General features: G+C 69.5%; 22 protein-coding genes. 11 read left to right on the forward strand and 11 right to left on the reverse strand.

From position 1 onward, the window contains the following. The first annotated feature begins 33 nt into the window (after positions 1-33). Positions 34-1,416, forward strand: a complete 1,383-nt coding sequence (locus JOY88_RS18105) for a patatin-like phospholipase family protein (protein ID WP_293504033.1) — start codon at positions 34-36, stop codon at positions 1,414-1,416. Here the strand turns inward: JOY88_RS18105 and JOY88_RS18110 are convergent, their stop codons facing one another. Further along, on the reverse strand, positions 1,417-2,397 hold the full coding sequence (locus JOY88_RS18110; RefSeq protein WP_293504034.1) for an aldo/keto reductase: 981 nt from the start codon (positions 2,395-2,397) through the stop codon (positions 1,417-1,419). Positions 2,398-2,506: 109 nt separating this feature from the next. Here JOY88_RS18110 and JOY88_RS18115 point away from each other — a divergent pair, with 109 nt between their 5' ends. After that, positions 2,507-2,941, forward strand: a complete 435-nt coding sequence (locus JOY88_RS18115; protein ID WP_293504035.1) for a YidB family protein — start codon at positions 2,507-2,509, stop codon at positions 2,939-2,941. Between the two features lie 58 nt (positions 2,942-2,999). Here JOY88_RS18115 and JOY88_RS18120 read toward each other — a convergent pair whose 3' ends face one another. From JOY88_RS18120 to JOY88_RS18130, 3 genes are all read right to left on the reverse strand, one after another. Beyond that, on the reverse strand, positions 3,000-4,673 hold the full coding sequence (locus JOY88_RS18120) for a PhoH family protein (protein ID WP_293504036.1): 1,674 nt from the start codon (positions 4,671-4,673) through the stop codon (positions 3,000-3,002). A 166-nt stretch (positions 4,674-4,839) separates the two neighbouring features. Further along, complete coding sequence (locus JOY88_RS18125; RefSeq protein WP_088483312.1) at positions 4,840-5,319, reverse strand: peroxiredoxin; 480 nt, start codon at positions 5,317-5,319, stop codon at positions 4,840-4,842. A 129-nt stretch (positions 5,320-5,448) separates the two neighbouring features. Beyond that, a complete protein-coding gene (locus JOY88_RS18130; protein ID WP_293504037.1) occupies positions 5,449-5,823 on the reverse strand; it encodes an Mth938-like domain-containing protein in 375 nt (124 codons plus the stop codon). Positions 5,824-5,944: 121 nt separating this feature from the next. Between JOY88_RS18130 and JOY88_RS18135 the strand changes: the two genes are divergently transcribed. The 6 genes from JOY88_RS18135 to speD all read left to right on the forward strand — a co-directional run bounded on the left by JOY88_RS18135 (position 5,945) and on the right by speD (position 11,800). Continuing rightward, positions 5,945-7,171 carry a pyridoxal phosphate-dependent aminotransferase gene (locus tag JOY88_RS18135; RefSeq protein WP_293504038.1) on the forward strand — a complete coding sequence of 409 codons (1,227 nt, stop codon included), beginning with the start codon at positions 5,945-5,947 and terminating at the stop codon, positions 7,169-7,171. Between the two features lie 77 nt (positions 7,172-7,248). Then, on the forward strand, positions 7,249-8,568 hold the full coding sequence (locus JOY88_RS18140; protein WP_293504039.1) for a homoserine dehydrogenase: 1,320 nt from the start codon (positions 7,249-7,251) through the stop codon (positions 8,566-8,568). 13 nt (positions 8,569-8,581) lie between these two features. After that, positions 8,582-9,973 carry a threonine synthase gene (thrC, locus tag JOY88_RS18145; RefSeq protein ID WP_293504040.1) on the forward strand — a complete coding sequence of 464 codons (1,392 nt, stop codon included), beginning with the start codon at positions 8,582-8,584 and terminating at the stop codon, positions 9,971-9,973. Continuing rightward, the gene (locus JOY88_RS18150; protein ID WP_293504041.1) at positions 9,966-11,177 is read left to right on the forward strand and encodes a molybdopterin molybdotransferase MoeA; all 1,212 of its coding nucleotides are present in this window, start codon (positions 9,966-9,968) and stop codon (positions 11,175-11,177) included. The genes thrC and JOY88_RS18150 overlap by 8 nt, the downstream gene beginning before the upstream one ends. Beyond that, positions 11,174-11,431, forward strand: a complete 258-nt coding sequence (gene moaD, locus JOY88_RS18155) for a molybdopterin converting factor subunit 1 (protein ID WP_293504042.1) — start codon at positions 11,174-11,176, stop codon at positions 11,429-11,431. Before JOY88_RS18150 ends, moaD begins: the two co-directional genes overlap by 4 nt. A gap of 3 nt (positions 11,432-11,434) precedes the next feature. After that, a complete protein-coding gene (gene speD / locus JOY88_RS18160) occupies positions 11,435-11,800 on the forward strand; it encodes an adenosylmethionine decarboxylase (protein WP_293504043.1) in 366 nt (121 codons plus the stop codon). Here speD and JOY88_RS18165 read toward each other — a convergent pair. Genes JOY88_RS18165 through JOY88_RS18195 form a run of 7 tightly spaced genes read right to left on the reverse strand, consistent with a single transcriptional unit; the run spans position 11,790 to position 19,106 of the window. After that, entirely contained in the window at positions 11,790-13,361 is a 1,572-nt protein-coding gene (locus tag JOY88_RS18165) for a flavin monoamine oxidase family protein (RefSeq protein ID WP_293504044.1), read from the reverse strand. The two genes, speD and JOY88_RS18165, sit on opposite strands and share 11 nt — an antisense overlap. Then, the gene (locus tag JOY88_RS18170) at positions 13,343-14,896 is read right to left on the reverse strand and encodes a polyamine aminopropyltransferase (RefSeq protein ID WP_293504045.1); all 1,554 of its coding nucleotides are present in this window, start codon (positions 14,894-14,896) and stop codon (positions 13,343-13,345) included. The genes JOY88_RS18165 and JOY88_RS18170 overlap by 19 nt, the downstream gene beginning before the upstream one ends. Further along, positions 14,893-15,855: a TolB family protein gene (locus tag JOY88_RS18175; protein ID WP_293504046.1), complete on the reverse strand. Its 963-nt coding sequence runs from the start codon at positions 15,853-15,855 to the stop codon at positions 14,893-14,895. Before JOY88_RS18175 ends, JOY88_RS18170 begins: the two co-directional genes overlap by 4 nt. Before the next feature lie 34 nt (positions 15,856-15,889). Beyond that, positions 15,890-16,234, reverse strand: coding sequence for a YciI family protein (locus JOY88_RS18180; RefSeq protein WP_293504047.1), 345 nt, complete (start codon positions 16,232-16,234; stop codon positions 15,890-15,892). Between the two features lie 24 nt (positions 16,235-16,258). Beyond that, positions 16,259-16,483, reverse strand: a complete 225-nt coding sequence (locus tag JOY88_RS18185) for a DUF350 domain-containing protein (protein WP_293504048.1) — start codon at positions 16,481-16,483, stop codon at positions 16,259-16,261. A gap of 15 nt (positions 16,484-16,498) precedes the next feature. Further along, the gene (locus JOY88_RS18190; RefSeq protein ID WP_293504049.1) at positions 16,499-18,082 is read right to left on the reverse strand and encodes a DUF4178 domain-containing protein; all 1,584 of its coding nucleotides are present in this window, start codon (positions 18,080-18,082) and stop codon (positions 16,499-16,501) included. Continuing rightward, a complete protein-coding gene (locus JOY88_RS18195; RefSeq protein WP_293504050.1) occupies positions 18,075-19,106 on the reverse strand; it encodes an SPFH domain-containing protein in 1,032 nt (343 codons plus the stop codon). Before JOY88_RS18195 ends, JOY88_RS18190 begins: the two co-directional genes overlap by 8 nt. A 111-nt stretch (positions 19,107-19,217) precedes the next feature. On the opposite strand from JOY88_RS18195, the gene JOY88_RS18200 reads away from it, so the two are divergent. From JOY88_RS18200 to clpB, 3 genes are read left to right on the forward strand one after another with little or no spacing between them, the layout of a single operon-like run. Further along, entirely contained in the window at positions 19,218-19,691 is a 474-nt protein-coding gene (locus JOY88_RS18200) for a molybdenum cofactor biosynthesis protein MoaE (protein ID WP_293504051.1), read from the forward strand. Then, positions 19,688-20,053, forward strand: coding sequence for a fluoride efflux transporter CrcB (crcB, locus tag JOY88_RS18205; RefSeq protein ID WP_293504052.1), 366 nt, complete (start codon positions 19,688-19,690; stop codon positions 20,051-20,053). The genes JOY88_RS18200 and crcB overlap by 4 nt, the downstream gene beginning before the upstream one ends. A gap of 59 nt (positions 20,054-20,112) precedes the next feature. Next, on the forward strand, positions 20,113-22,704 hold the full coding sequence (gene clpB / locus JOY88_RS18210; RefSeq protein WP_293504053.1) for an ATP-dependent chaperone ClpB: 2,592 nt from the start codon (positions 20,113-20,115) through the stop codon (positions 22,702-22,704). Positions 22,705-22,798 lie beyond the last annotated feature (94 nt).

The raw sequence follows: 22,798 nt of genomic DNA on the forward strand, positions 1-22,798 counted from the left end.
GGGTCCGCCCACCTCACGACCGAGAGACGCCCGATGCGCGCCCTGCTGTTGCTCTGTACCTGCCTGCTGCTGACGGCCTGCGCCGGCGCGCCCATGAACCCGCCGCGCAACAAGCCGGCGGCCGTGCCTGCGCCGCAGCATGTATCCAAGGCGCTGGGCGAAGACACCCTGGTGGCGCTGAGCTTCTCGGGCGGCGGCCTGCGGGCGTCGGCCTTCGCCTACGGCGTGCTGGAAGGGCTGCGCGAGCAGCCTTCCAAGCGGGGGCGCAACCTGCTCGACGAGGTCAGCTTCATCACCAGCGTGTCGGGCGGCTCGCTGACGTCGGCCTATTTCGGCCTGCATGGCGCCGAGGGCCTGCGTGACTTCCGCGACAAGGTGCTGCTGCGCGACGGCGAGGCGGGCCTGCGCTTCAGCCTGCTCAACCCCAACAACCTGCGCCGGCTGTTCGCCGGCGGGCTGAACGACCGCAGCGACTTCAACGACTGGCTGGAGAAGGACGTCTTCAAGGGCGCCACCTTCGCCGACATGTTCGCGCGCTCGCGGCCCGTCGTCTGGATCAGCGCCAGCAACGTGCAGTACCGGCTGGCCTTTCCGTTCCACGAGCGGGCCTTCGATGCGCTGTGCAGCGACCTGGCGAGCTACCCGGTCTCGGAGGCGGTGGCGGCGTCCATGGCCGTGCCGCTGTTCTTCGCGCCGGTGGTGCTGGAGCGCTTCCCCGAGGCCTGCCAGGTGCAGCTGCCACCGGGCCTGGCGGTGCGCCGCGACGAGCGCGACGACCAGTACCGCCTGCGCCTGGCGCTGGCGCGGCTGTTCCGCGACAACGCCGATCCCAAGGCGGGCCGCTATCTGAAGCTGGTCGACGGCGGGCTGACGGACAACCTGGGCCTGGTGGCCATCCTGCAGAGCCGCGTGCTCCTGAACACGCCCTACGGCCCCATCCCCGAGCAGGACGCCGCGACGTTGCGCCGGCTGCTCTTCATCGTCGTCGACGCCGGCCAGGGCCCCAGTGCCGACTGGGCCCGCGAGATGGCGGGGCCGTCGGGCATGGAGATCGCGTCGGGCGCCGTCGACACGGCCATAGAGAGCACCATGCGCATGAGCTATGCGAGCTTCGTGCCCATGGTGCGCAACTGGGAACGCGACCTGGTGACCTACCGCTGCAGCCTCAGCGACGAGCGCAAGGCCGCGCTGCGCGCCGCCAACCCCGACTGGCGCTGCGAGGACATCAAGTTCAGCGTCACGCAGATCAGCTTCGCCGACCTGCCCGAGGCCGAGGAGCAGGCGCTGAACCTGATCCCGACGCGGCTCAAGCTGCCGACCGAGCAGATCGACCGCCTCATCGCCGCGGGCCGCCAGGCCGTGGCCGCGGACGGCGCGGTGCAGCGCTTCTCCACGGCCGCGCAGCGCGGCGAGTGATCACCACAGGGCGTGGACCTGCGGCGCGATGCGGCGCTGGTAGAGGTCGGCCAGGGCCTGCATGAGCGGCGCGGGCAGGGCGGCGAGGTCGGCGGCGCTGACGTTCTCGTCGACCTGGGCCGGCGTGCGACCGCCGGGGATGGCGGCGCTGACGGCCTCGGACATCAGGATCCAGCGCAGCGCCAGGCGGGCCATGCTGACGCCCTCGGGCAGCAGCTTGCGCAGTTCCTCGACGACGGCCAGACCCTGCTCGTAGTCCACGCCCGAGAAGGTCTCGCCCTTGTCGAAGGCCTGGCCCTGACGGTTGAAGCCGCGGTGGTCGTCGACGCCGAAGCGGCTGTCGCGCGTGAACTTGCCGCTGAGCATGCCGCTGGACAGCGGCAGCCGCGCCAGCACGCCGACCCCGGCTGCCCGCGCGGCGGGCAGCAAGGTCTCGGCCGGGCGCTGGCGGAACAGGTTGAAGATGATCTGCACCGACTGCACGCCTGGAAACTTCAGTGCCGCCATGGCCTCGTCGATGCGCTCGACGCTGACGCCGTAGTGGCGCAGCTTGCCCTCGCGCACCAGCGCGTCCAGGGCGCCGAAGACCTCGGGCATCGTGTAGACGGCGCTGGGAGGGCAGTGCAGTTGCAGCAGGTCCAGGACGTCGACGTCCAGGTTGCGCAGGCTGCGCTCGATGAACGGACGCAGGTCGCGGTAGCCCTCGGCCGCATGCGGGGCCAGGCGCCGGCCGGCCTTGGTTGCGATGTGGAACGCGTCGTGCGGGCGCTCGCGCCTCAGGCGGGCCAGCAACCGCTCGCTGTGGCCGTCGCCGTAGACGTCGGCCGTGTCGAAGAAGTTCACGCCGCGGTCCAGTGCGCGGTGCAGGGCCGCCATCGCGGCCGTGTCGTCGGTGCGGCCCCAGGTGCCGCCTATGGCCCAGGCGCCGAAGCCTATGGCCGAGATGTTCCAGCCGGTGCGGCCGAGGGGACGGTAGATCATGGCGAGGCGAAAGAGTGCGACGGTCGCATTGTGATTGATAGCGCTCACATTCTGCGAGGCCGCCTTTTTCCCTAGACTGGCCGCCGACCTCTTTTCATTGGAGATGGTGATGGGACTTCTGGATCAAGTGCTGGGTGCTGCCTCCCAGGCGTTGGGCAGCCAGGGACAGCAGGGCGGCCAGCCCGACTGGCCGACGCTGATTGCGGGCCTGCTGTCCAACGGCACGGCCCATGGCGGCCTGGCCGGGCTGCTGCAGCAGTTGCAGGCCGGTGGCCTGGGCGAGCAGGTGCAGAGCTGGATTTCCAACGGTGCCAACCAGCCGGTCTCGGGCAGCGAGATCGGCAGCGCACTGGGCGGCGAGGGCGGGCTGCTGGGCCAGCTGGCGCAGCAGGCCGGCGTGTCGCACGCCGAGGCGGGCGAGCAGCTCAGCCAGCTGCTGCCGCAGATCGTCGACCGGCTGACGCCGCAGGGTCAGCTGCCGCAGGGCGGCGCCGGCGGCCTGGGCGACATCGCCGGCATGCTGGGCGGGCTGTTGAAGCGCTGAAATGCAAGCGGCCCCTGGGAAGGGGCCGCCAGGATCCGACCGCCCGCAGGCGGCGGGCTCAGAGCACTTCGGACGCGAAGTCGGCGAGGCGCGAGCGCTCGCCACGTGCCAGCGTCACGTGGCCGCTGTGGGCCCAGCCCTTGAAGCGGTCCACCGCGAACGTCAGGCCCGAGCTGCCCTCCGTGAGATAGGGCGTGTCGATCTGCGCCAGGTTGCCCAGGCAGACGATCTTGGTGCCGGGGCCGGCGCGGGTGATCAAGGTCTTCATCTGCTTGGGCGTCAGGTTCTGGGCCTCGTCGATGATGACGAACTTGTTCAGGAAGGTGCGCCCGCGCATGAAGTTCAGGCTCTTGATCTTGATCTTGCTGCGCACCAGGTCGTTGGTTGCCGCGCGCCCCCATTCGCCGGCGGCGGAGTCGCCCTTGGCCAGCACCTCGAGGTTGTCGTCCAGCGCCCCCATCCAGGGACCCATCTTCTCCTCCTCGGTGCCGGGCAGGAAGCCGATGTCCTCGCCCACCGGCACGGTCACCCGGGTCACGATGATCTCGCTGTAGCGGCGCTCGTCCAGCACCTGGGACAGGCCGGCGGCCAGCGTCATCAGCGTCTTGCCGGTGCCGGCGGTGCCGGTCAGCGTGACGAAGTCGCACTCCGGGTCCATCAGCAGGTTGAGCGCGAAGTTCTGCTCGCGGTTGCGCGCGGCGACGCCCCAGACGGAGTGCTTCTGGTGGCCGTAGTCCTTCAGCGTCTTCAGCACGGCCGTCTTGCCGGTGATCTCGGTGACCTTGGCGTACAGCGGCGTCGCACCGGGGGCTTCCAGGTAGACCAGCTCGTTGACCAGCAGCGTGGGCACCAGCGGCCCGCTGATGCGGTAGAAGGTGGTGCCGCCCTGCTGCCAGCTCTCCATGGTCTTGCCATGGCGATCCCAGAAGTCCGAGGGCAGGGCCTGGACGCCGGTGTAGAGCAGGTCGGAGTCTTCCAGCGTCTTGTCGTTGCGGTAGTCCTCCGCCGGCAGGCCCAGCGCGCGGGCCTTGATGCGCATGTTGATGTCCTTGGACACCAGCACCACCTCGCGGCCCGGGTGCAGGCCCTTCAGCGCCTGGACGACACCGAGGATCTGGTTGTCCGCCTTGCCCTGGGGCAGGCCTTGCGGCAGCGGCGTGTCGATCAGGCCGGTCTGGAAGAACAGCTTGCCCTCGGCCTCGCGGTGGCCGGTGGCGGCCAGGGGAAGACCCTTGGACATCTCCTCGACGCTGCTGCTTTGCAGGCTGGCGGCGAGCTGGTCCAGCTCGCGGCTGACCTGGCGCACGTTGCGGGCGACCTCGGTCATGCCCTTCTTGTGCCCGTCCAGCTCTTCCAGCGTGATCATGGGCAGGAAGATGTCGTGCTCCTCGAAGCGGAACAGCGACATCGGGTCGTGCATCAGCACATTGGTGTCGAGCACGAAGAGCTTGGCCGTGCCGGCCGGCTTGCGTGCGCGTTTGACCTTGGGCGCGGCGGACTTGGCCGGCGCATTGCTCGCGGCCTTCACGGGCAGGGTGGGCCTGGCGACGGCGGGGGTGGCGGTGGGGAGGCGCAGCACTTCGGCTGTAGCGGCCGCGACCGGTGTGGCCGGTGCGGCCGCCGGCGCGACGGCAGAGGCCGTCGCGCGGGGTTTGCTGGGGGTCAGAGTGGCCGAGTAAGCAGTGGCATCGAGGCGGCTGGCGCGTTGTGCAGGAGGCTTAGGCAGTGGCATGTACGGCGTGTCGACGGGAAGTGAACCCCACGCAAACCAGGCGCCAGAAAGCAAAAAGCCGCACAGGATGAGTGCGGCTTTGCAGTCTGAGACAAGGTTTCGACCCGGGGCATGGGCTGATTATGCACATCCCGCGGGGCTGCGCGATGTCAGCCTGTCACGCGCTTCAGGCGGCTTCCTTCTTCAGGCCCTTGACGGCCTTGAGCACCTCGTCGACATGGCCGGCGACCTTGATGCCGCGCCATTCGCCAACCAGGATGCCGGTCGGGCTGATCAGGAAGGTCGAGCGCTCGATGCCCTTGACCTTCTTGCCGTACATGATCTTGTTCTTGACGACGCCGAACATGTGGCAGAGCTTCTCTTCCGTGTCGGCGATCAGCTCGAAGGGCAGTTCCAGCGCCTGCTTGAACTTCTCGTGCGAGGCCATGTTGTCGCGCGAAACGCCCAGCACCACCGCGCCGGCCTTCACGAAGTCCTTGTGGCGATCGCGGAATTGCATGGCCTCGGTGGTACAACCGGGCGTGTTGTCTTTCGGGTAGAAATACAGCACGACCGACTTACCCAGGAAGGCGTTGGCGGTGAACTTCACGCCGCCGGTGGCTTGAGCCTCAATTTCCGGCAGGGGTTTGTTGAGCGCAGGCGTCATTGGGGGGTGCGGCAAGTTGGGCCCGCGGGGTCCCCGGTTCGTGATTGCTTTGTGAAGCAATTCACGCGGGCGCCCGCAAGCAATAGCCAGTGATTATAAAGCCTAGCCCCGGCCTCCCGCCGGTTGCGGTCATCCCTCGATCAGCAATGCTGCCAGAACGTTGCGGCCCTCGCTTGCCAGCACGTTGTAGGTGCGGCAGGCGGCGGCAATGTCCATGACCTCGAAGCCTATGCGCGCCTCGACCAGGCCGCGCCACAGCGCCGGATTCGGGAAGCGCAGCCGCGCGCCGCTGCCGAAGACGACCAGCTCCGGATTCAGCGCCTTGATCGCTTCGAAATGCGCAGGCAGAAGTTCCTCGAAGCGCGAAGGCGGCCAGGCGACGACCTCGCCCTTCCAGGGCACCAGGACACTGGCGGTATGGGGCTGGCCGTTGACCCAGACGCCCTGGGCGTCATGGCGGGAAATGCTGTTGCCGCCTTGCGGCTCGTCGAGCTGGAACTTCATGGAAAACAGGGCGAAAGCCGGCCGCGAGTGTCCCTCAGAACGGCGGGCTGCGTGGCCGGGCCTTGCTTAAACTCCGAAGTCCCCCTTTTGCACTGCAGCAAACGCTGCGTCGGAGCGCCTTTTGAAGCCCATCGCCAAGTCCAGCAAGCTCGCCAGCGTCAGCTACGACATCCGCGGCCCCGTGCTGGACAAGGCGCGCCAGATGGAGGAGGAGGGCCAGAAGATCATCAAGCTGAACATCGGCAACACGGCCGTGTTCGGCCTGACGCCGCCGGACGAGATCGTGCAGGACATGATCCGCAACCTGGCCGACGCCGGTGGCTACACCGACAGCAAGGGCTTGTTCGCGCCGCGCAAGGCGGTGGTGCACTACACCCAGGAGAAGGGCATCCGGGGCGTCACCGTGGACGACGTGTACCTCGGCAACGGCGCCTCCGAGCTGATCCAGATGGCCATCAACGCGCTGGTCAACGACGGCGACGAGATCCTCATCCCGAGCCCCGACTTCCCGCTCTACACGGCCGTGGTGGGCCTGTCGGGCGGCCGCCCGGTGCACTACCGCTGCGACGAAGGCGCCGGCTGGCTGCCCGACCTCGCCGACATCGAGGCCAACATCACGCCGCGCACCCGCGGCATCATGGTCTGCAACCCCAACAACCCGACCGGCGCGCTGTACCCGACCGACCTGCTGCAGGGCATCATCGAGATCGCCCGCCGGCACCAGCTTGTCATCTTTGCCGACGAGATCTACGACAAGACGCTGTACGACGGCAACGTCCACACCAGCATGGCGGCCCTGGCCGACGACGTGCTCTTCGTGACCTTCAACGGCCTCTCAAAGAACTACCGCAGCTGCGGCTACCGCGCCGGCTGGATGGTTCTCAGCGGCGAGAAGCGCCACGCCCGCGACTACATCGAGGGCCTGAACATGCTGGCCTCGCTGCGCCTGTGCTCCAACACGCCGGGCCAGCTGGCCATCCAGACGGCGCTGGGCGGCTACCAGAGCATCCGCGACCTCGTCGCACCCAGCGGACGGCTCTGCCACCAGCGCGACCTCGCCTACGAGCTGCTGACGCAGATCCCCGGCGTCAGCGTCGTCAAGCCCAAGGCGGCGCTCTACATGTTCCCGCGCCTGGATCCCAAGATCTACCCTATCGCCGACGACCAGCAGTTCGCCTACGAGCTGCTGGCCGAGGAGAAGGTGCTGATCGTCCAGGGCACCGGCTTCAACTGGCCCGAGCACGACCACTTCCGCCTCGTCTTCCTGCCCAATGTGGACGACCTGCGGGAGGCCATCGGCCGCATCGAACGTTTCCTGGGCGGCTACCGCCGCCGTCATTTCTCCTGAGAGAGTATTTTTTGACTTGCGGGACAGGCCGCCCGAGCGCAGCGAGCTGCTCTGCCCCCAACTGACCAAGGGTTTCCATGAAAGCGATTCAAGTCGGCCTGATCGGCCTGGGCACCGTCGGTGCCGGCACCTTCCACGTCTTGCAGCGCAACCAGGCCGAGATTCGCGGCCGCGCCGGCCGGGGCATCGAGATCGCGATGGTGGCGGCCCGCAGCGCCGAGCGTGCCAAGGCCTACCAGGCCATCGTCGGCGACGGCGTGCCTTGCGTCGGTGACGCCCAGCAACTGGTCAACAACCCCGCCATCGACATCATCGTCGAGCTGATCGGCGGCATCGAGCCGGCGCGCACGCTGGTGCTGCAGGCCATCGCCAACGGCAAGCATGTCGTCACGGCCAACAAGGCGCTGCTGGCCCTGCATGGCACCGAGATCTTCGAAGCCGCCCGCGAGAAGGGCGTCGTCGTCGCGTTCGAGGCGGCCGTGGCCGGCGGCATCCCCATCATCAAGGCACTGCGCGAGGGCCTGACCGCCAACCGCATCGAGTGGATCGCCGGCATCATCAACGGCACGACCAACTTCATCCTGTCCGAGATGCGCGGCAAGGGCCTGGACTTCGCCACCGTGCTCAAGGAGGCCCAGCGCCTGGGGTATGCCGAGAGCGACCCGACCTTCGACATCGAGGGCGTGGACGCGGCCCACAAGCTCACGCTGATGAGCGCCATCGCCTTCGGCGTGCCGGTGCAGTTCGACAAGGCCTATGTGGAGGGCATCTCCAGCCTGCAGGCCACCGACATCAAGTACGCCGAGCAGCTGGGCTACCGCATCAAGCTGCTGGGCATCACGCGCCGCCGCCAGGAGGGCATCGAGGTGCGCGTGCACCCGACGCTGATCCCGGCCAGCCGCCTGGTCGCCAACGTCGAGGGCGCGATGAACGCCGTCGTCGTGCAGGCCGACGCCGTCGGCACGACGCTGTACTACGGCAAGGGTGCCGGCGCCGAGCCGACCGCCTCGGCCGTCGTTGCCGACCTCGTCGACGTGACCCGCCTGGCCACGGCCGACCCCGACCACCGGGTGCCCCACCTGGCCTTCCAGCCGGACGCCATCAGCGACACGCCCATCCTCGAGATGGCCGACGTGCACACGGCCTTCTACCTGCGCCTGGTCGTGGCCGACCAGCCCGGCGTGCTGTCGCGCATCACCACCATCCTGGCCGAGCACGACATCTCCATCGACGCGGTGCTGCAGCGCGAGTCCGCCGAGGGCGAGCGCCAGACCGACCTCATCATCCTGACCCACGACACCATCGAGGGCCGCATGAACGAGGCGCTGGCCAAGATGCAGGGCCTGCCGACCGTGCTCGCGCCGATCGTGCGCATCCGCAAGGAAGAACTGGCCTGATCCGGACACCGACATGAAGTACATCAGCACCCGCGGCGACCAGGCCGAGCGCGGCTTCTCGGACATCCTGCTCGAAGGTCTGGCGCCCGACGGCGGCCTCTACCTGCCCAAGGCCTACCCCAAGGTCGACGCGGCCACGCTGGCGCGCTGGCGCGGCCTGGCCTATGCGGACCTGGCCTTCGAGATCCTGTCGCTCTACATCGACGACATCCCGGCCGATGACCTGCGCGCCATCACGCGCAAGGTCTACACGGCCGAGGTCTTCGGCACCGAGGCCATCACGCCGCTGACCTGGCTGGGCGAGCACATCGCGCTGCAGGGCCTGTCCAACGGCCCCACGCTGGCCTTCAAGGACATGGCCATGCAGCTGCTCGGTGCGCTGTTCGAGTACGAGCTGGGCCGCCGCGGCGAGACGCTGAACATCCTGGGCGCCACCTCCGGCGACACCGGCAGCGCGGCCGAGTACGCGATGCGCGGCAAGAAGGGCGTCAACGTCTTCATGCTCAGCCCCGATGGCCGCATGAGCCCCTTCCAGCAGGCGCAGATGTTCAGCCTGCAGGACGCCAACATCCACAACATCGCCATCGAGGGCGTGTTCGACGACTGCCAGGACATCGTCAAGGCCGTGTCCAACGACCTGGCCTTCAAGCGCGAGCACCGCATCGGCACCGTCAACTCCATCAACTGGGCGCGGCTGCTGGCCCAGGTCGTCTACTACTTCGCCGGCTATTTCCAGGCCACCAAGTCGAACGAGGAGAAGGTCAGCTTCACGGTGCCGTCGGGCAACTTCGGCAATGTCTGCGCCGGCCATGTGGCGCGCATGATGGGCCTGCCCATCGCCAAACTCGTCGTCGCGACCAACGAGAACGACGTGCTGGACGAGTTCTTCCGCACCGGCGCCTACCGGCCGCGCGGCACGGCCGACACGCACGAGACCTCCAGCCCGTCGATGGACATCTCCAAGGCCAGCAACTTCGAGCGCTTCGTGTTCGACTTGCTGGGCCGCGATGGTGGCCGTGTGAAGCAGCATTTCACGTCGCCGGCCTTCGAGCTGACGGCCGGCGAGCATATGGACATCGCGGGCTTTGGCTTCGTCTCCGGCCGCAGCACCCATGCCGACCGCATCGCGACCATACGTCGCTGCCATGCCGAGCATGGCGTCGTCATCGACCCGCACACGGCAGACGGCCTCAAGGTCGCGCTGGAGAAGTGCGACCCTGCCGTGACCATGCTGGTGCTGGAGACGGCGCTGCCGGCCAAGTTCGCGGCCACCATCCACGAGGCGCTGGACATTGAGCCGCCCCGCCCCGCGGGCCTCGAAGGCATAGAGCAGCTTCCCAAGCGCGTGAAGGTCATGCGGGCGGATGTGGAAGCCGTGAAGGCCTACATTCACGCCCATGTCTGATGCTCCCAAGAAACCCGCCCTGACCCCGCTGGACGAGGCGCTGGCCACGCTGCTGGCCCAGGTCCAGCCCCTCGCGGGGCGCGAAACGCTGCCCGCCACGCAGGCCTGCGGCCGGGTGCTGGCGGCGGACCTGATCTCGCCCGTGGATGTGCCACCGGCCGACAACTCGGCCATGGACGGCTATGCGCTGCGTGCCGCCGATGCCGCTGCGGCCCTGCCCGTGACACAGCGCATTCCGGCCGGCAGCGTGCCCCTTGCGCTCGCCGCCGGCGAGGCCGCGCGCATCTTCACCGGCGCCCAGGTGCCGCCGGGCGCCGACACCGTCGTCATGCAGGAGCACACCGAGCTGCTGGACGGCCGCGTGCGCGTGACCCAGCCGGTCACGCCCGGCCAGCATGTGCGCCTGCGCGGCGAGGACCTGAAGGCCGGCAACGTCGTGCTGCCCGCCGGCACGCGGCTGGACGCCGTGGCCCTGGGCCTCGCGGCCACGGCCGGCGCCGCCGAACTGACGGTGACGCGCCGCCCGCGCGTGGCCCTGTTCTCGACCGGCGACGAACTCGTCATGCCGGGCGAGCCGCTGCCGCCCGGCGCCATCTACAACTCCAACCGCTTCACGCTGCGGGCGCTGCTGCAGGGCCTGGGTTGCGAGGTGGTGGACCTGGGCATCGTGCCCGACCAGCTCGACGCCACCCGCGCCGCGCTGCGCGAGGCGGCCGCCCGGGCCGACGTCATCCTGACCTCCGGCGGCGTCTCCGTCGGCGAGGAAGACCACCTGCGCCCCGCAGTGCAGGCGGAGGGGCAGCTGGACCTCTGGGCCATCGCCATCAAGCCCGGCAAGCCGTTCGCCCATGGCCGCGTCGGTGGCGCGCACTTCATCGGCCTGCCGGGCAACCCGGTATCCAGCCTCGTGACCTTCCTGGTGCTGGTGCGGCCGTTCCTGCTGAAGCTGCAGGGCGCGGCGCAGCTGGCGCCGCGCGGCTACCGCATCGCCGCCGGTTTCGACTGGCCCAACCCCGACAAGCGCCGCGAATTCCTGCGCGTGCGCCTGGACGAGGCGGGCGGTCTGGCCCTGTTCGCCAACCAGAGCAGCGGCGTGCTGACCTCGGCCTTCTGGGCGGATGGCCTGCTGGACAACCCGGCCGGCCGGTTCTTCAAGGCTGGCGACGCGGTGCGCTTCATCCCCTTCGCGGAGCTGCTGTCGTGACGGTCACCGTGAAGTTGCGCTTCTTCGCCTCGCTGCGCGAGAAGCTGGGCGAGGGCGAGGCACTGAGCCTGCCCGGCGCCAGCACCGTGGGCACGGCGCGCGACGCGCTGCTCGCCCGCGGTGGCGTGCATGCCGAAGCCCTGGCCCGCAGCCGCGCCGTGCGCGCGGCGCTGAACCAGAAGATGGTGCCTGAATCCGCTGCGCTGGCGGATGGCGACGAACTGGCGTTCTTCCCTCCGGTGACCGGTGGCTGAGCCTTGAAGGGCCTGCACCTGACCGCGGATCTGCGCGGAGTCGACCCTGCGCTGTCCCTGATGACCGATCCGGTATCGCTTGGGACCCGGTGCAGCGAGGCCGTCACCGCGGCGGGCCTGCAGGGCGTGGCCGAGCTGATGCACCGCTTCGGCCCCGCGGACGGGCAGGGCGGCATCACCGGCGTCGTGCTGCTGGCCGAGTCGCACCTGGCCGTGCACACCTGGCCCGAGCTGGGCGCGGTGACGCTGGACGTCTATGTCTGCAACTACGGCGGCGACAACAGCACCAAGGCCGAGCGGCTGATGGCCGCGCTGGTCGAGCTCTTCGAGCCGGCCGAGGTGAGCCGGCAAAGACTGCTCAGAGGCTGAGCCGCGCCGCGGCCGTGACGCCGGCCGTATAGGCCTCCTCGAACACCGAGTAGCCGGCCAGGTCGGCGTGCGCGAAGACGACGCGGCCGCGTGCGGCGTTCAGCGCGGCCAGCTCGTCCGAGCCGCGCAGGCCGGGCACCGGGATGCTCATGGCATGGCCGAAGCGGCAAAGGTCGATGCGTTCGACCTGGGCGGGCAGGTCAGGGTGGGTTGTCGCCAGCTCCGCGATGACGCGCTGTGCCCAGTGCCGCCAGGGCTGGGTCAGCAGCTCGTCGCGCTCGGCCGTCGGCAATGCCAGATAGGCCGTCAGCAGCGGCGGGCGCGGCGTCGGGTCCAGCGTCTGGTGGCGCGCGTCGACGTAGCCCAGCGCCGTCGATCCGTAGCGCACGTTGTCCCAGGCCGGCGGCGCGCCGGGGCGGGCCAGCAGCGGCTCGCGCAGCAGCAGGTTGGCGGTCAGCCAGGGTGCGTAGCGCAGGCGGCCGGCGGCGGCACGCAGCGCCTCGGGTGGCGTGGCCAGCAGCCGGTTGGCGATGAACAGCGGCGTGGCCATGACGACGGCGCGGGCCTGCCAGCGCTCGGGGGCGCCGGCCGTCTCGTTCCAGGCCAGCAACTCGATACCCGAGCGACCTTCGGTCACGCGCATCGCCAGGCGGCCGGTGTGGATGCGCTCGCGCAGCGGTGCGGCCAGGCGCTGCGACAGCCAGCCATTGCCTTCGGGCCAGGTCAGCACCGGCTCGCGCTCGCCGGCCTCGTCGCCCGGCGCATGGAAGCCGTGGCGGCTGGCGAAGTAGTGCAGCCCGGCCCAGGCCGACACGGCGTCGGCACTGGCGCCGAAGTCGTCGCGGCAGCAGTAGTCGAGATACCAGCGCAGGCGGGTGTCGGTCAGCGCGTTGGCGTCCAGCCAGGTGGCGAAGGTCTGCGCGTCCAGCGCGGCATGGCCGGCGGTCCAGCGGGCGTGGTGCGTGGGCATCGCGAAGCCCAGCTCGCGCTGGGCCTGGGCGACCAGCGCCGAGAAGCGCCGGTATTGGGCGAGCGCGGCCGCATCGGACGGCGGCGGGAGCAGGCTCTCGCGCCATTCGCCGTCGATGAACAGGCGCTCCTGCGGGCTGTGGCACAGGTGGCGCTCGTCCCACACCGTGCGGCCGAACTGCTCGCGGGCGAGGCCCAGGTCGTGCAGCAGCGCGTTGACCTCGCGTGCCTCGGGGCCGGGCAGCGGCAGGTAGTGGGCGCCCAGCGGGCAGGCCGAGCCGGCCAGGCCGTGGCCGCGGCTGTTGCCGCCGGCCTGGTCTTCCAGGTCCAGCAGCGCGAAGTCGTCGATGCCGCGACGGGCCAGTTCGCGTGCGCAGGCCAGGCCCGCGATGCCCGCGCCGACGATGAGGATGCCGGTCTTCCTCGGCGGTCCGCCGGCCTGGGGCAATTCGCCGCGCAGCCGATGGCCCCGTTCCGGGTGCGTGCCGACCCAGCCGCCCTGCAGGGCCGGCGCGTCGGGGGTGCAGCCCGCGCCGGCCAGCCCGGCGAGCAGCAGCTCGCGCCGCCTCAGCATCAGTGCACCCGCCCCCATTCGGCCTCGAACTCCTGCACCAGCACCTGGTTGGACAGCCGGTTGACCTCGGTCGGCACGCGGGCCATGTCGGGCGGGAAGTCCAGCAGGGCCGGCAGGCTGCCGGGGCTGACGAAGCGCAGGCCCGGCGGGAACTGCGTGGGCAGCCTGAAGGGCCGGCGCGACGCGAGCACGAAGCCCCATTCGCCGAACGACGGCACATGGGCGTGGTAGGGCGTCGCCGTCAGCCCGGTGGCCTCTATGGTCGTGACGACGGTCCAGAAGCTGCGCCGCGCGATCAGCGGCGACGTGGTCTGCACGACGGCATAGCCGGAGGCGCTCAGGTGCTGGTCCACGAGTTCGTAGAAGCTGGCCGTGTAGAGCTTGCCGAGCGCGAAGTTGGAGGGGTCGGGGAAGTCGATGACGATGACGTCGAAGGTGTCGTGCTGCTGCTCCAGCCAGCCGAAGGCGTCGGCATTGACGATGCGCAGCTTGGGACTGGACAGCGCGTGGCCGTTCAGCGCCGAGAGTCGCGCGTTGTCGCGGAACAGCGTGGTCATCAGCGGGTCCAGTTCGACGAGGGTGACCTGCTCGACGCTGGCGTACTTCAGGATCTCGCGCACGGCCATGCCGTCGCCGCCGCCCAGCACCAGCACGCGCTTTGGAGCGCCATGCGCCGCCATGGCGGGCTGCACCAGGGTCTCGTGGTAACGGTACTCGTCGCGGGAGTGGAACTGCAGGTTGCCGTTCAGGAACAGGCGGGTGCCGGCATGGCCGTCGGTGACGACGATGCGCTGGTAGGCGCTGCTCTGCTTGAAGACGATCTGCTCGCCGTAGAAGCGGTCCTCGGCCCAGGTCGTCAGCCGCTCGGCGCCGGCCAGCGCCGCCAGCAGCAGCACTGCCGACAGCGCGCAGGCGGCGGCGTGGGCGCGCTTGGCGCGCAGGTCGGCGCGGAACAGCCACAGCGCCCAGATCGCGACGGCGACGTTCAGCAACCCGAAGGCGACGCCCGTGCGCACCAGGCCCAGCTGCGGCACCAGCACGAGGGGGAAGGCCAGCGCGACAAGCAGGGCGCCGAGGTAGTCGAAGGTGAGCACCTGCGAGACCAGGTCCTTGAGGCCGTAGCGCGCGCTGAAGTGGCGCTTCAGCATGCGCATGACCAGCGGGATCTCCAGCCCCACCAGCGTGCCGACCAGCAGCACCAGCGCATAAAGCAGCACGCGGAACGGCGCCGCCTCGCCCGGCGGCAGCAGGCTGTGCACGGCGAACAGCGCCGCGGGCATGAGGCCGCCGATGACGCCCACCAGCAGCTCCACCTGCAGAAAGACACCGACGAGCTGCCGTTCGACGAAGCGCGACAGCCAGGAGCCCAGCCCCATCGCGAACAGGTAGACGCCGATGACGGTGGAGAACTGCAGCACCGAGTCGCCGAGCAGATAGCTCGCCAGCGCGCCCGCGGCCAGTTCGTAGACCAGGCCACAGGCGGCGATGACGAAGACGCTGGCGAGCAGCAGCAGCTCGGCCGGCGTGGCGCGCGTGCGGTGCTGCTCGCTCACGGCTGGGCCGGGGCGAGCAGCACCGAGAAGGCCAGGCGCGTGCCGTCGGGGCTGGCGGCGATGTTGCGGATGGCCCCGCCGACGTCCGCCAGCTCGGCGAGAGGCTTGAAGCCGCTGCCCGGCCGGCCGTCCCAGCGCAGCAGCAGCCGCTCGCGCGCCATCAGCAGCGAGCCGTCGGGCAGCCAGGCGTAGTACTGGCTGCGGTTGGGATCCTTCTCTCCCTCGGGTCCCAGCGGCGTCTCCACCAGCACCTGGGGCGCGGCATCGCCTTCGCCCATCGCGCAGATGCGCCAATGCGCGGGGTCGGCCTGCTCGACGAAGCTCGCGCGCCTGCCGTCGGGCGCACGCCCCAGCGAGCGGCCGGGCTTGTCGGTCAGCGGCGTGGTCTGGCCGGTGGCGCGGTTGAAGATCACGGCGCGGTGGGCGTTGCGCTGGGCCACGTCGTCGACGATGAAGAGCGCCAGGCGCTGCGCGTCTATCCAGGCGTGATAGCCGACCCGCAGCACGGGGACGACCGGCGCGATGGCCTGGCCGTCCCAGCCGAAGCGCCACAGCGAGGGCTGCTTGCTTTCGATGCCGTAGTTCGGGTCGGCGTCGACGACGCGTATGGCCGAGAAGCCGCTGCCGTCGGGCAGCGGCGTGGGCGAGTAGAGGTTGTGCTCCGTGTTCGTCAGCGCCGTCGTCTTGCCGCTGGCGAAGTCGTGGCGGTACACGTTGTTGGAGCCGCTGCGGTCGGAGGCGTAGAGCAGTGCGGAGCCGTCGCGCGTGAAGGCGGGCTGGAAGTTGGCGCCCCTGGTGTCCGTGATGCGCTTGACCTCGCTCACCCGGCCCGTGGCGAGGTCCAGCCGGGCCAGCACGATGGCGATGTCGGGCCTGGCATCGGCGGCCAGGGCCGGCGCCGCGGCGGCGCAGAGCAGGGCTTGCAGGGCGAGGCGGCGGGTGGGGGCCGGCAGGAGCATGGCGTGCGGATGAAGTGGGATGGCGGGCAGCAGTCTAGAAGGACACCGTCCGGGGCAGGGCCTTGCTCCAGTAGAAGATCTCCCAGCGCTCGCGCAGGCCGCCGGTCGTGAAGGGGTCGGTGGCGATCAGCGCCTCGACCGCGGCCCTGTCCGGCGCGCGCACGACCCACAGCCCGCCCACCGGCGTCGCCTCGGGCGATTCGCGCAGCGAGCCCGCGACGCGCAGCAGGCCCTCGTGGGCGGCCACCCACTCGAGATGGGCCTGCAGCAGCTCGCGGCGCCGCGCGGCCATGCCGGGCCGGTCATGCAGGCGCACCGCGAACAGCGTCCAGTCCTCGTGGGCGTTGCCCGTCAGCGCGGCGAAATCGTGGGCGCTCACGGCGCCCCCAGCGTCGTGCACGCCTCAGCCATGGATGGCCGCTGCGACGATGTTGCCGATGGACAGGCACATCGCGCCGACGACGATGGCCAGCGCAACGTTCTTGCGTTCGACCAGTTCCACCCAGAGCTTGTACGCGGGTGTCACCTTGTCGAGGATGATGAAGGACACCCAGAACACGACGACGCCGATGAAGGCGTACAGCGCCGAGCCGAAGATGATTTCAGGTTTGAGCCAGTCTAGGGTCATGGTGATCGCTCCTTCTTACTTGTGGCCGCCGCCACCGCTGCTGTAGCCGCCGTAGCTGCCACCGCTGTTGCCGACGTAGACGCCGCTGCCGCGCGTGCTGGCGCGGCATTGCCGGTATTCGTTGCTGTTCTCGCCGAAGCTGTTCTTGTACCCCTCGCAGTCGTCGCCGGAGAAGGCGCGCAGCAGCGCGAACAGCAGCACGGCGAGGAACAGGCCGACGACGATGTTGCGCAGCAGCGTGCTGCCGCTGTTCTTGAAGGCCGAGGCGTCGCGCGCGAACTGTGCGGCCGGCGCGGACAGGCCGAAGGCCTTCTGCACCGCCTCGGCCGGCACGGGGCGGCCGCCGCTCCAGGTGACCTCGGGGCCTTGCTGCTCGCGGCTCAGCAGGTACTGGCCGTCGCGCGTGGCGTAGTCGACGACGCGGACGCGGTCCTCCAGTCGCACGGGCCAGTAGAACTCGCCCAGCACGTGCGTCGTCTTGGCCTCGTAGGCCCAGCGCTGGGCGTAGGCGCGGTCCTGCCAGCTCACGCCGTCGCGTGCGGGCGTGGGCGCGCCGGTCAGCGTGCGAACCAGGCTCCAGCCCTCGCGCGTGTCGACCAGGAAGGCAAAGCCCGCCAGCCGGTTGAACAGCAGGTATTCGCGCCAGAAGCTCTGCTCGTCGTCGGCGTCCTCGGGGAGGTCGCAGCGCTCCTGGTAGCCGACGACCTGCCAGGCCTCGGGCTTGTCGCCGGCCAGGGCCAGCGTGCCGTTGCGCCCCAGCGGGATCAGCGGCTCCAGGCCGGGGCTCTGGGGTGTGAAGCCCAGGGCCTTGGCCTCGCCCGCCGGCAGGTCCACGACGGCATGGCACTGGGCGCAGGCCATGCTCTTGGTCTGCGCAAGCTTGGGCTCCAGCGGCGCGCCGCAGTTGGGGCAGGCGATGGTCCGGCCCTTGAACTTGGCTTCGGCAACCGATTCGCCCTCGGCTGTCGTGCGCAGGCCTTGCAGGGCCAGGTCGGCCAGCTGCACGCCGCGCCCGACGGACCAGACCGGCGGGCCGTCCGCGCCGAACTCCAGCGTGCCGACCTCGTCCTGGGCGTTGCGCAGCTCGACGACGCGGCCGGGCCTGGGCGGGCGCGGCAGCTCGCCCTCGGCGGCGCGCACCGCGGCCTGTACGACGGCGGCCACCTGCCAGCGCTGGCCGGCCAGCGTCAGTGGCAGGCCGGGCCGCGCGTCCTGCGGCGGGGGCTCAGCGAGCGCCGCCTCCAGGCTGAGGACGAACTGGCCGTTGTCCTCGCTGAGCCAGCCCACGCGCGGGTGCTCGCCGGCCTCGAAGAGCAGGTGCCATTCGTTCCAGTTGCCGAGCTCGGAGCCACGCTGCACGCGGCCGACGACGGCGAAGCCGCTGCCCATCCAGCGGCCCGTGGCGCCCAGCTGCAGCGGCGAGTAATCCTCGAAGATCTCGGCGCTCTGGCCGATGCGAGCGAGTGTCTCGCCGTCGCGCAGCAGCGTGCTGCGGCAGAAGCCGCACACGGCGCTGCCCGAGGCGGCGCTGGCGAACTCGACCGGCGCGCCGCAGTTGGGGCACGAAGCGCGCCAGCGGCGCTGCGCCTGCTCAGCCAAGTTTCTTCAGCAGGTCGGCCTTCTTCGCGGCGAATTCCTCGTCGGTCAGGATGCCCTTGGCCTTGAGGTCGCCGAGCTTCTCCAGCAGGGCCACGATGTCGTCGGGCCTGCTGGCCGCTGGCGCGGGCGCCGCCGTGCCGACACCGGCCAGGCCTTGGCCCAGCGTCTGTGCCAGCGTCTGGCCCAGGGCCACGCCGGCACCCAGGCCGATCGCCTCGCCGGCGATGCCGCTGCCGCCGCCCGCGGCACCCTTGGCCATCTCGGGCAGGGCCTGGGCGGCCTGGTACTGCATGAACTGGCCCATGTTCTGGCCGATGATGCCCATGCCGATGCGCTGGTCGAGGATCTTCTGCAGCTCTTCGGGCAGCGACACGTTCTGCATCGTCACCGACAGCAGCTCCAGGCCAAGAGCGGCGAAGGACGGCGCGGTCGCGTTCTTCAACGCGGCGGCGAACTCGATCTGGTTGGCGGCCAGGTCCAGGAAGGGCGTGCCGCTGCCGGCGACGGCGTCGCTGATGTGCTGCAGCATCAGGCCGCGCAGCTGGCCTTCCAGATCCTGTACCGTGTAGCGCTCGCGCGTGCCGGAGATCTGGCTGTGGAAGGTCTTGGCGTCCTGGATGCGGTAGGCGTAGTTGCCGAAGGCGCGCAGGCGCACGGCGCCGAAATCCTTGTCGCGGATGGAGATGGGCTGGCTGGTGCCCCAGCGCTGGTCGATCTGCTGGCGGGTGCTGAAGAAGTAGACGTCGCTCTTGAAAGGCGACTCGAACAGCTTGTCCCAGTTCTTCAGATAGGTCAGCACCGGCAGCGTCTGCGTCGTCAGCCTGTGGGTGCCGGGACCGAAGACGTCGGCGACCTGACCTTCGTTGACGAACACGGCAACCTGGGATTCACGCACCACCAGCTGACCACCGTTCTGGATCTCCATGTCGGCCATCGGGAAGCGATACGACAGTGTGCCGTCGCTGTCTTCCGTCCACTGGATGATGTCTATGAACTGTTTCTTGATGAAATCCATCAGGGCCATGTCGATTCCCGGCGGGGGTGGAAGAAATGATGACAAGTATCGGGCGCCGCGCGCCGCCTTCAACGCTCAAACAGGTGAATCTCACCGCAGGCCAAGGTGAGAATCCGTGACATGAGCAGAGTTTGCATCCAGTCAGGAGACTTCGACGCCGGCGCAGAAATGAGCGCCCTGCGGGCCGCGGACGGCGGCGTGGGCGCCGTCGTCGCCTTCGTCGGCACCGTGCGCGAGCATGGCAGCGGCGCGGCCGTTTCGGCGATGGAGCTCGAGCATTACCCGGGCATGACCGAGGCGGCCATCGAGGCCATGGTGGACGAGGCCTTCACCCGCTTCGACATCCGCGCCGCCCGCGTCATCCACCGCGTGGGCCTGCTGCAGGCGCGCGACCAGATCGTGCTGGTGCTGGTCACCGGTGCGCACCGGGGCGCGGCCTTCCAGGCCTGCGAGTTCCTGATGGACTACCTGAAGACCCAGGCCCCGTTCTGGAAGAAGGAGCATGGACCGGACGGCGCACATTGGGTGGATGCGCGCGTGGCCGACGACGAGGCGCTGGCGCGCTGGGGCATCCAGGGGGGCAATGCCCGATGAATGCGCTGGCGGTGTCCCTCGGTGCGGCGCTGGGCGCGCTGGCCCGCTGGCAGGCGGGCGTCATGTTCAACACGCGCTGGGCGGGCTTCCCGCTCGGCACGCTGATGGTCAATCTGGTCGGCGGCCTGCTGATCGGCGTGGCGCTGGAGTGGTTCGGCCGCCAACCCCACGAGTTGCTGAAGTTGCTGTTGGTGACCGGTTTCCTCGGCGGGCTGACGACGTTCTCGGCCTTCTCCGGGGAGTCTCTGGTGCTGCTGCGCCATGGCAGCTTCGCCATGGCGGCGGCGCACACGCTGGCCCATGTGCTGGGCGCGCTGTTTGCTGCCTGGGCGGGCATGAAACTCGTCCAGGCCTTGATCTGAGACAACTTGAAAAGCGTCGATAGGCGCCCACTTGGCTTCGCAACCGGAGGATTCATCCCATGCGTGCCGACAAGTTCACCACCCGTTTCCAGGAGGCCCTGGGCGAGGCCCAGAGCCTGGCCCTGGCCCGCGACAACCCCTACATCGAACCCGTCCATGTGCTGGCCGCCATGCTGGCCCAGGACGACGGCCCGCGGGCGTTGCTGGAGCGCGCCGGTGTCCGGGCCAAATCCCTGCTGACCGCGCTGGACGGCCTGATGGCCGGCCTGCCACAGGTCAGCGGTTCGGGCCAGACGGTGCAGGCCGGGCGCGATCTTGTCGCGCTGCTGCAGGCCGCCGAGAAGGAGGCCACCAAGCGTGGCGACCAGTTCATCGCCAGCGAGATGTTCCTGCTGGCGCTGGCCGACGCCAAGACCGATCTGGCCGGCGTCGTGCGTGGCCACGGCCTGACACGCAAGGCGCTGGAGACCGCCATCGAGGCGGTGCGGGGTGGCCAGAGCGTGGACTCGGCCGAGGCCGAAGGCCAGCGCGAGGCGCTGAAGAAGTACACGCTGGATCTGACCGAGCGCGCCCGCCTGGGCAAGCTGGACCCGGTGATAGGTCGCGACGAGGAAATCCGTCGCGCCATCCAGGTGCTGCAGCGCCGCAGCAAGAACAACCCCGTGCTGATCGGCGAGCCGGGCGTGGGCAAGACGGCCATCGTCGAGGGCCTGGCCCAGCGCATCGTCAATGGCGAGGTGCCGGACTCCCTGCGCAACAAGCGCGTCCTGGTGCTGGACATGGCGCTGCTGCTGGCCGGCGCCAAGTACCGCGGCGACTTCGAGGAGCGCCTGAAGGGGGTGCTGAAGGAAGTGGCCCAGGACGAGGGCCAGACCATCCTGTTCATCGACGAGATCCACACCATGGTGGGCGCCGGCAAGGCCGAGGGCGCCATCGACGCGGGCAACATGCTCAAGCCCGCGCTGGCGCGCGGCGAGCTGCACTGCATAGGCGCGACGACGCTGGACGAATACCGCAAGTACGTCGAGAAGGACGCCGCGCTGGAGCGCCGCTTCCAGAAGGTGCTGGTCGACGAGCCCAGCGTCGAGGCCACGATCGCCATCCTGCGCGGCCTGCAGGAAAAGTACGAGGTGCACCACGGCGTGGAGATCACCGACCCGGCCATCGTCGCCGCGGCCGAGTTGAGCCACCGCTACATCACCGACCGCTTTCTGCCCGACAAAGCCATCGACCTCATCGATGAGGCCGCTGCCAAGATCAAGATCGAGATCGACTCCAAGCCCGAGGTCATGGACCGGCTGGACCGCCGCATGATCCAGCTCAAGATCGAGCGCGAGGCCGTGCGCAAGGAGAAGGACGAGGGCTCGCTCAAGCGCTTCGCCCTCATCGAGGACGAGCTGCTGAAGCTGCAGCGCGAGTACAACGACCTGGAGGAGATCTGGACCGCCGAGAAGGCTCAGGCCCAGGGCTCGGCCCACGTGAAGGAAGAGATCGACCGCATCCGCCAGCAGATCGAGGAGCTCAAGCGCAAGGGCGACTTCAACAAGGTCGCCGAGCTTCAGTACGGCCGCCTGCCCGAGCTGGAGAAGCAGCTCAAGGAAGCCCAGGCCAAGGAAGCCGGCAAGGCCGGCTCCAACAAGCCGCAGCTGCTTCGCACACTGGTGGGCGCCGAGGAGATCGCCGAGGTCGTCGCGCGCGCCACCGGCATCCCGGTGTCCAAGCTGATGCAGGGCGAGCGCGAGAAGCTGCTGCAGATGGAAGCCAAGCTGCATGAGCGCGTGGTGGGGCAGGACGAGGCCATCCAGGTCGTGTCCGATGCCATCCGCCGCTCGCGCGCCGGCCTGTCGGACCCGAACCGGCCGTTGGGCAGCTTCCTGTTCCTCGGCCCCACGGGCGTCGGCAAGACCGAACTGTGCAAGGCGCTGGCCGGCTTCCTGTTCGACAGTGAAGACCACATGGTGCGCATCGACATGAGCGAGTTCATGGAGAAGCACTCGGTCTCGCGCCTGATCGGCGCGCCGCCGGGCTATGTGGGCTACGAGGAGGGCGGCACGCTGACCGAGGCCGTGCGGCGCAAGCCTTATTCGGTGCTGCTGCTGGACGAGGTCGAGAAGGCGCACCCCGACGTGTTCAACGTGCTGCTGCAGGTGCTGGACGACGGCCGCCTGACCGACGGCCAGGGGCGCACCGTGGACTTCAAGAACACGGTCATCGCGATGACGTCCAACCTCGGCTCGCAGCACATCATGGCGCTGTCTGGCGAGAGCGACGAGGTCATCCGCGAGGCGGTGTGGGGCGAGGTCAAGAGCCACTTCCGGCCCGAATTCCTGAATCGCATCGACGAGACCGTCATCTTCCATGCGCTGGGCGCCGAGCACATCAAGTCCATCGCCCGCATCCAGCTGCGCCAGCTCGAGGCGCGCCTGGACAAGCTGGAGATGAAGCTGGACGTGTCGGAGGCGGCGCTGGACGAACTGGCCAAGGTGGGCTTCGACCCGGTCTTCGGCGCCCGGCCGCTGAAGCGGGCCATCCAGCAACGCGTGGAGAACCCGCTGTCCAAGCTCATCCTGGAGGGCAAGTTCGGCCCCAAGGACGTGATCCCGGTGGAGGTGGACGGCGGCGAATTCGCCTTCGGGCGCGTCGTGCACTGACGCAACCCGACTCCGGGTTGCGCGGCAATGGTCGGGAGAGGCTGTCGGGAAACTTGACAGCTTGCCCCGGCCATTCTCGTTTTCCCTTGCATGT

Source organism: Roseateles sp. (assembly GCF_019237615.1).
Taxonomy (GTDB): domain Bacteria; phylum Pseudomonadota; class Gammaproteobacteria; order Burkholderiales; family Burkholderiaceae_C; genus Pelomonas.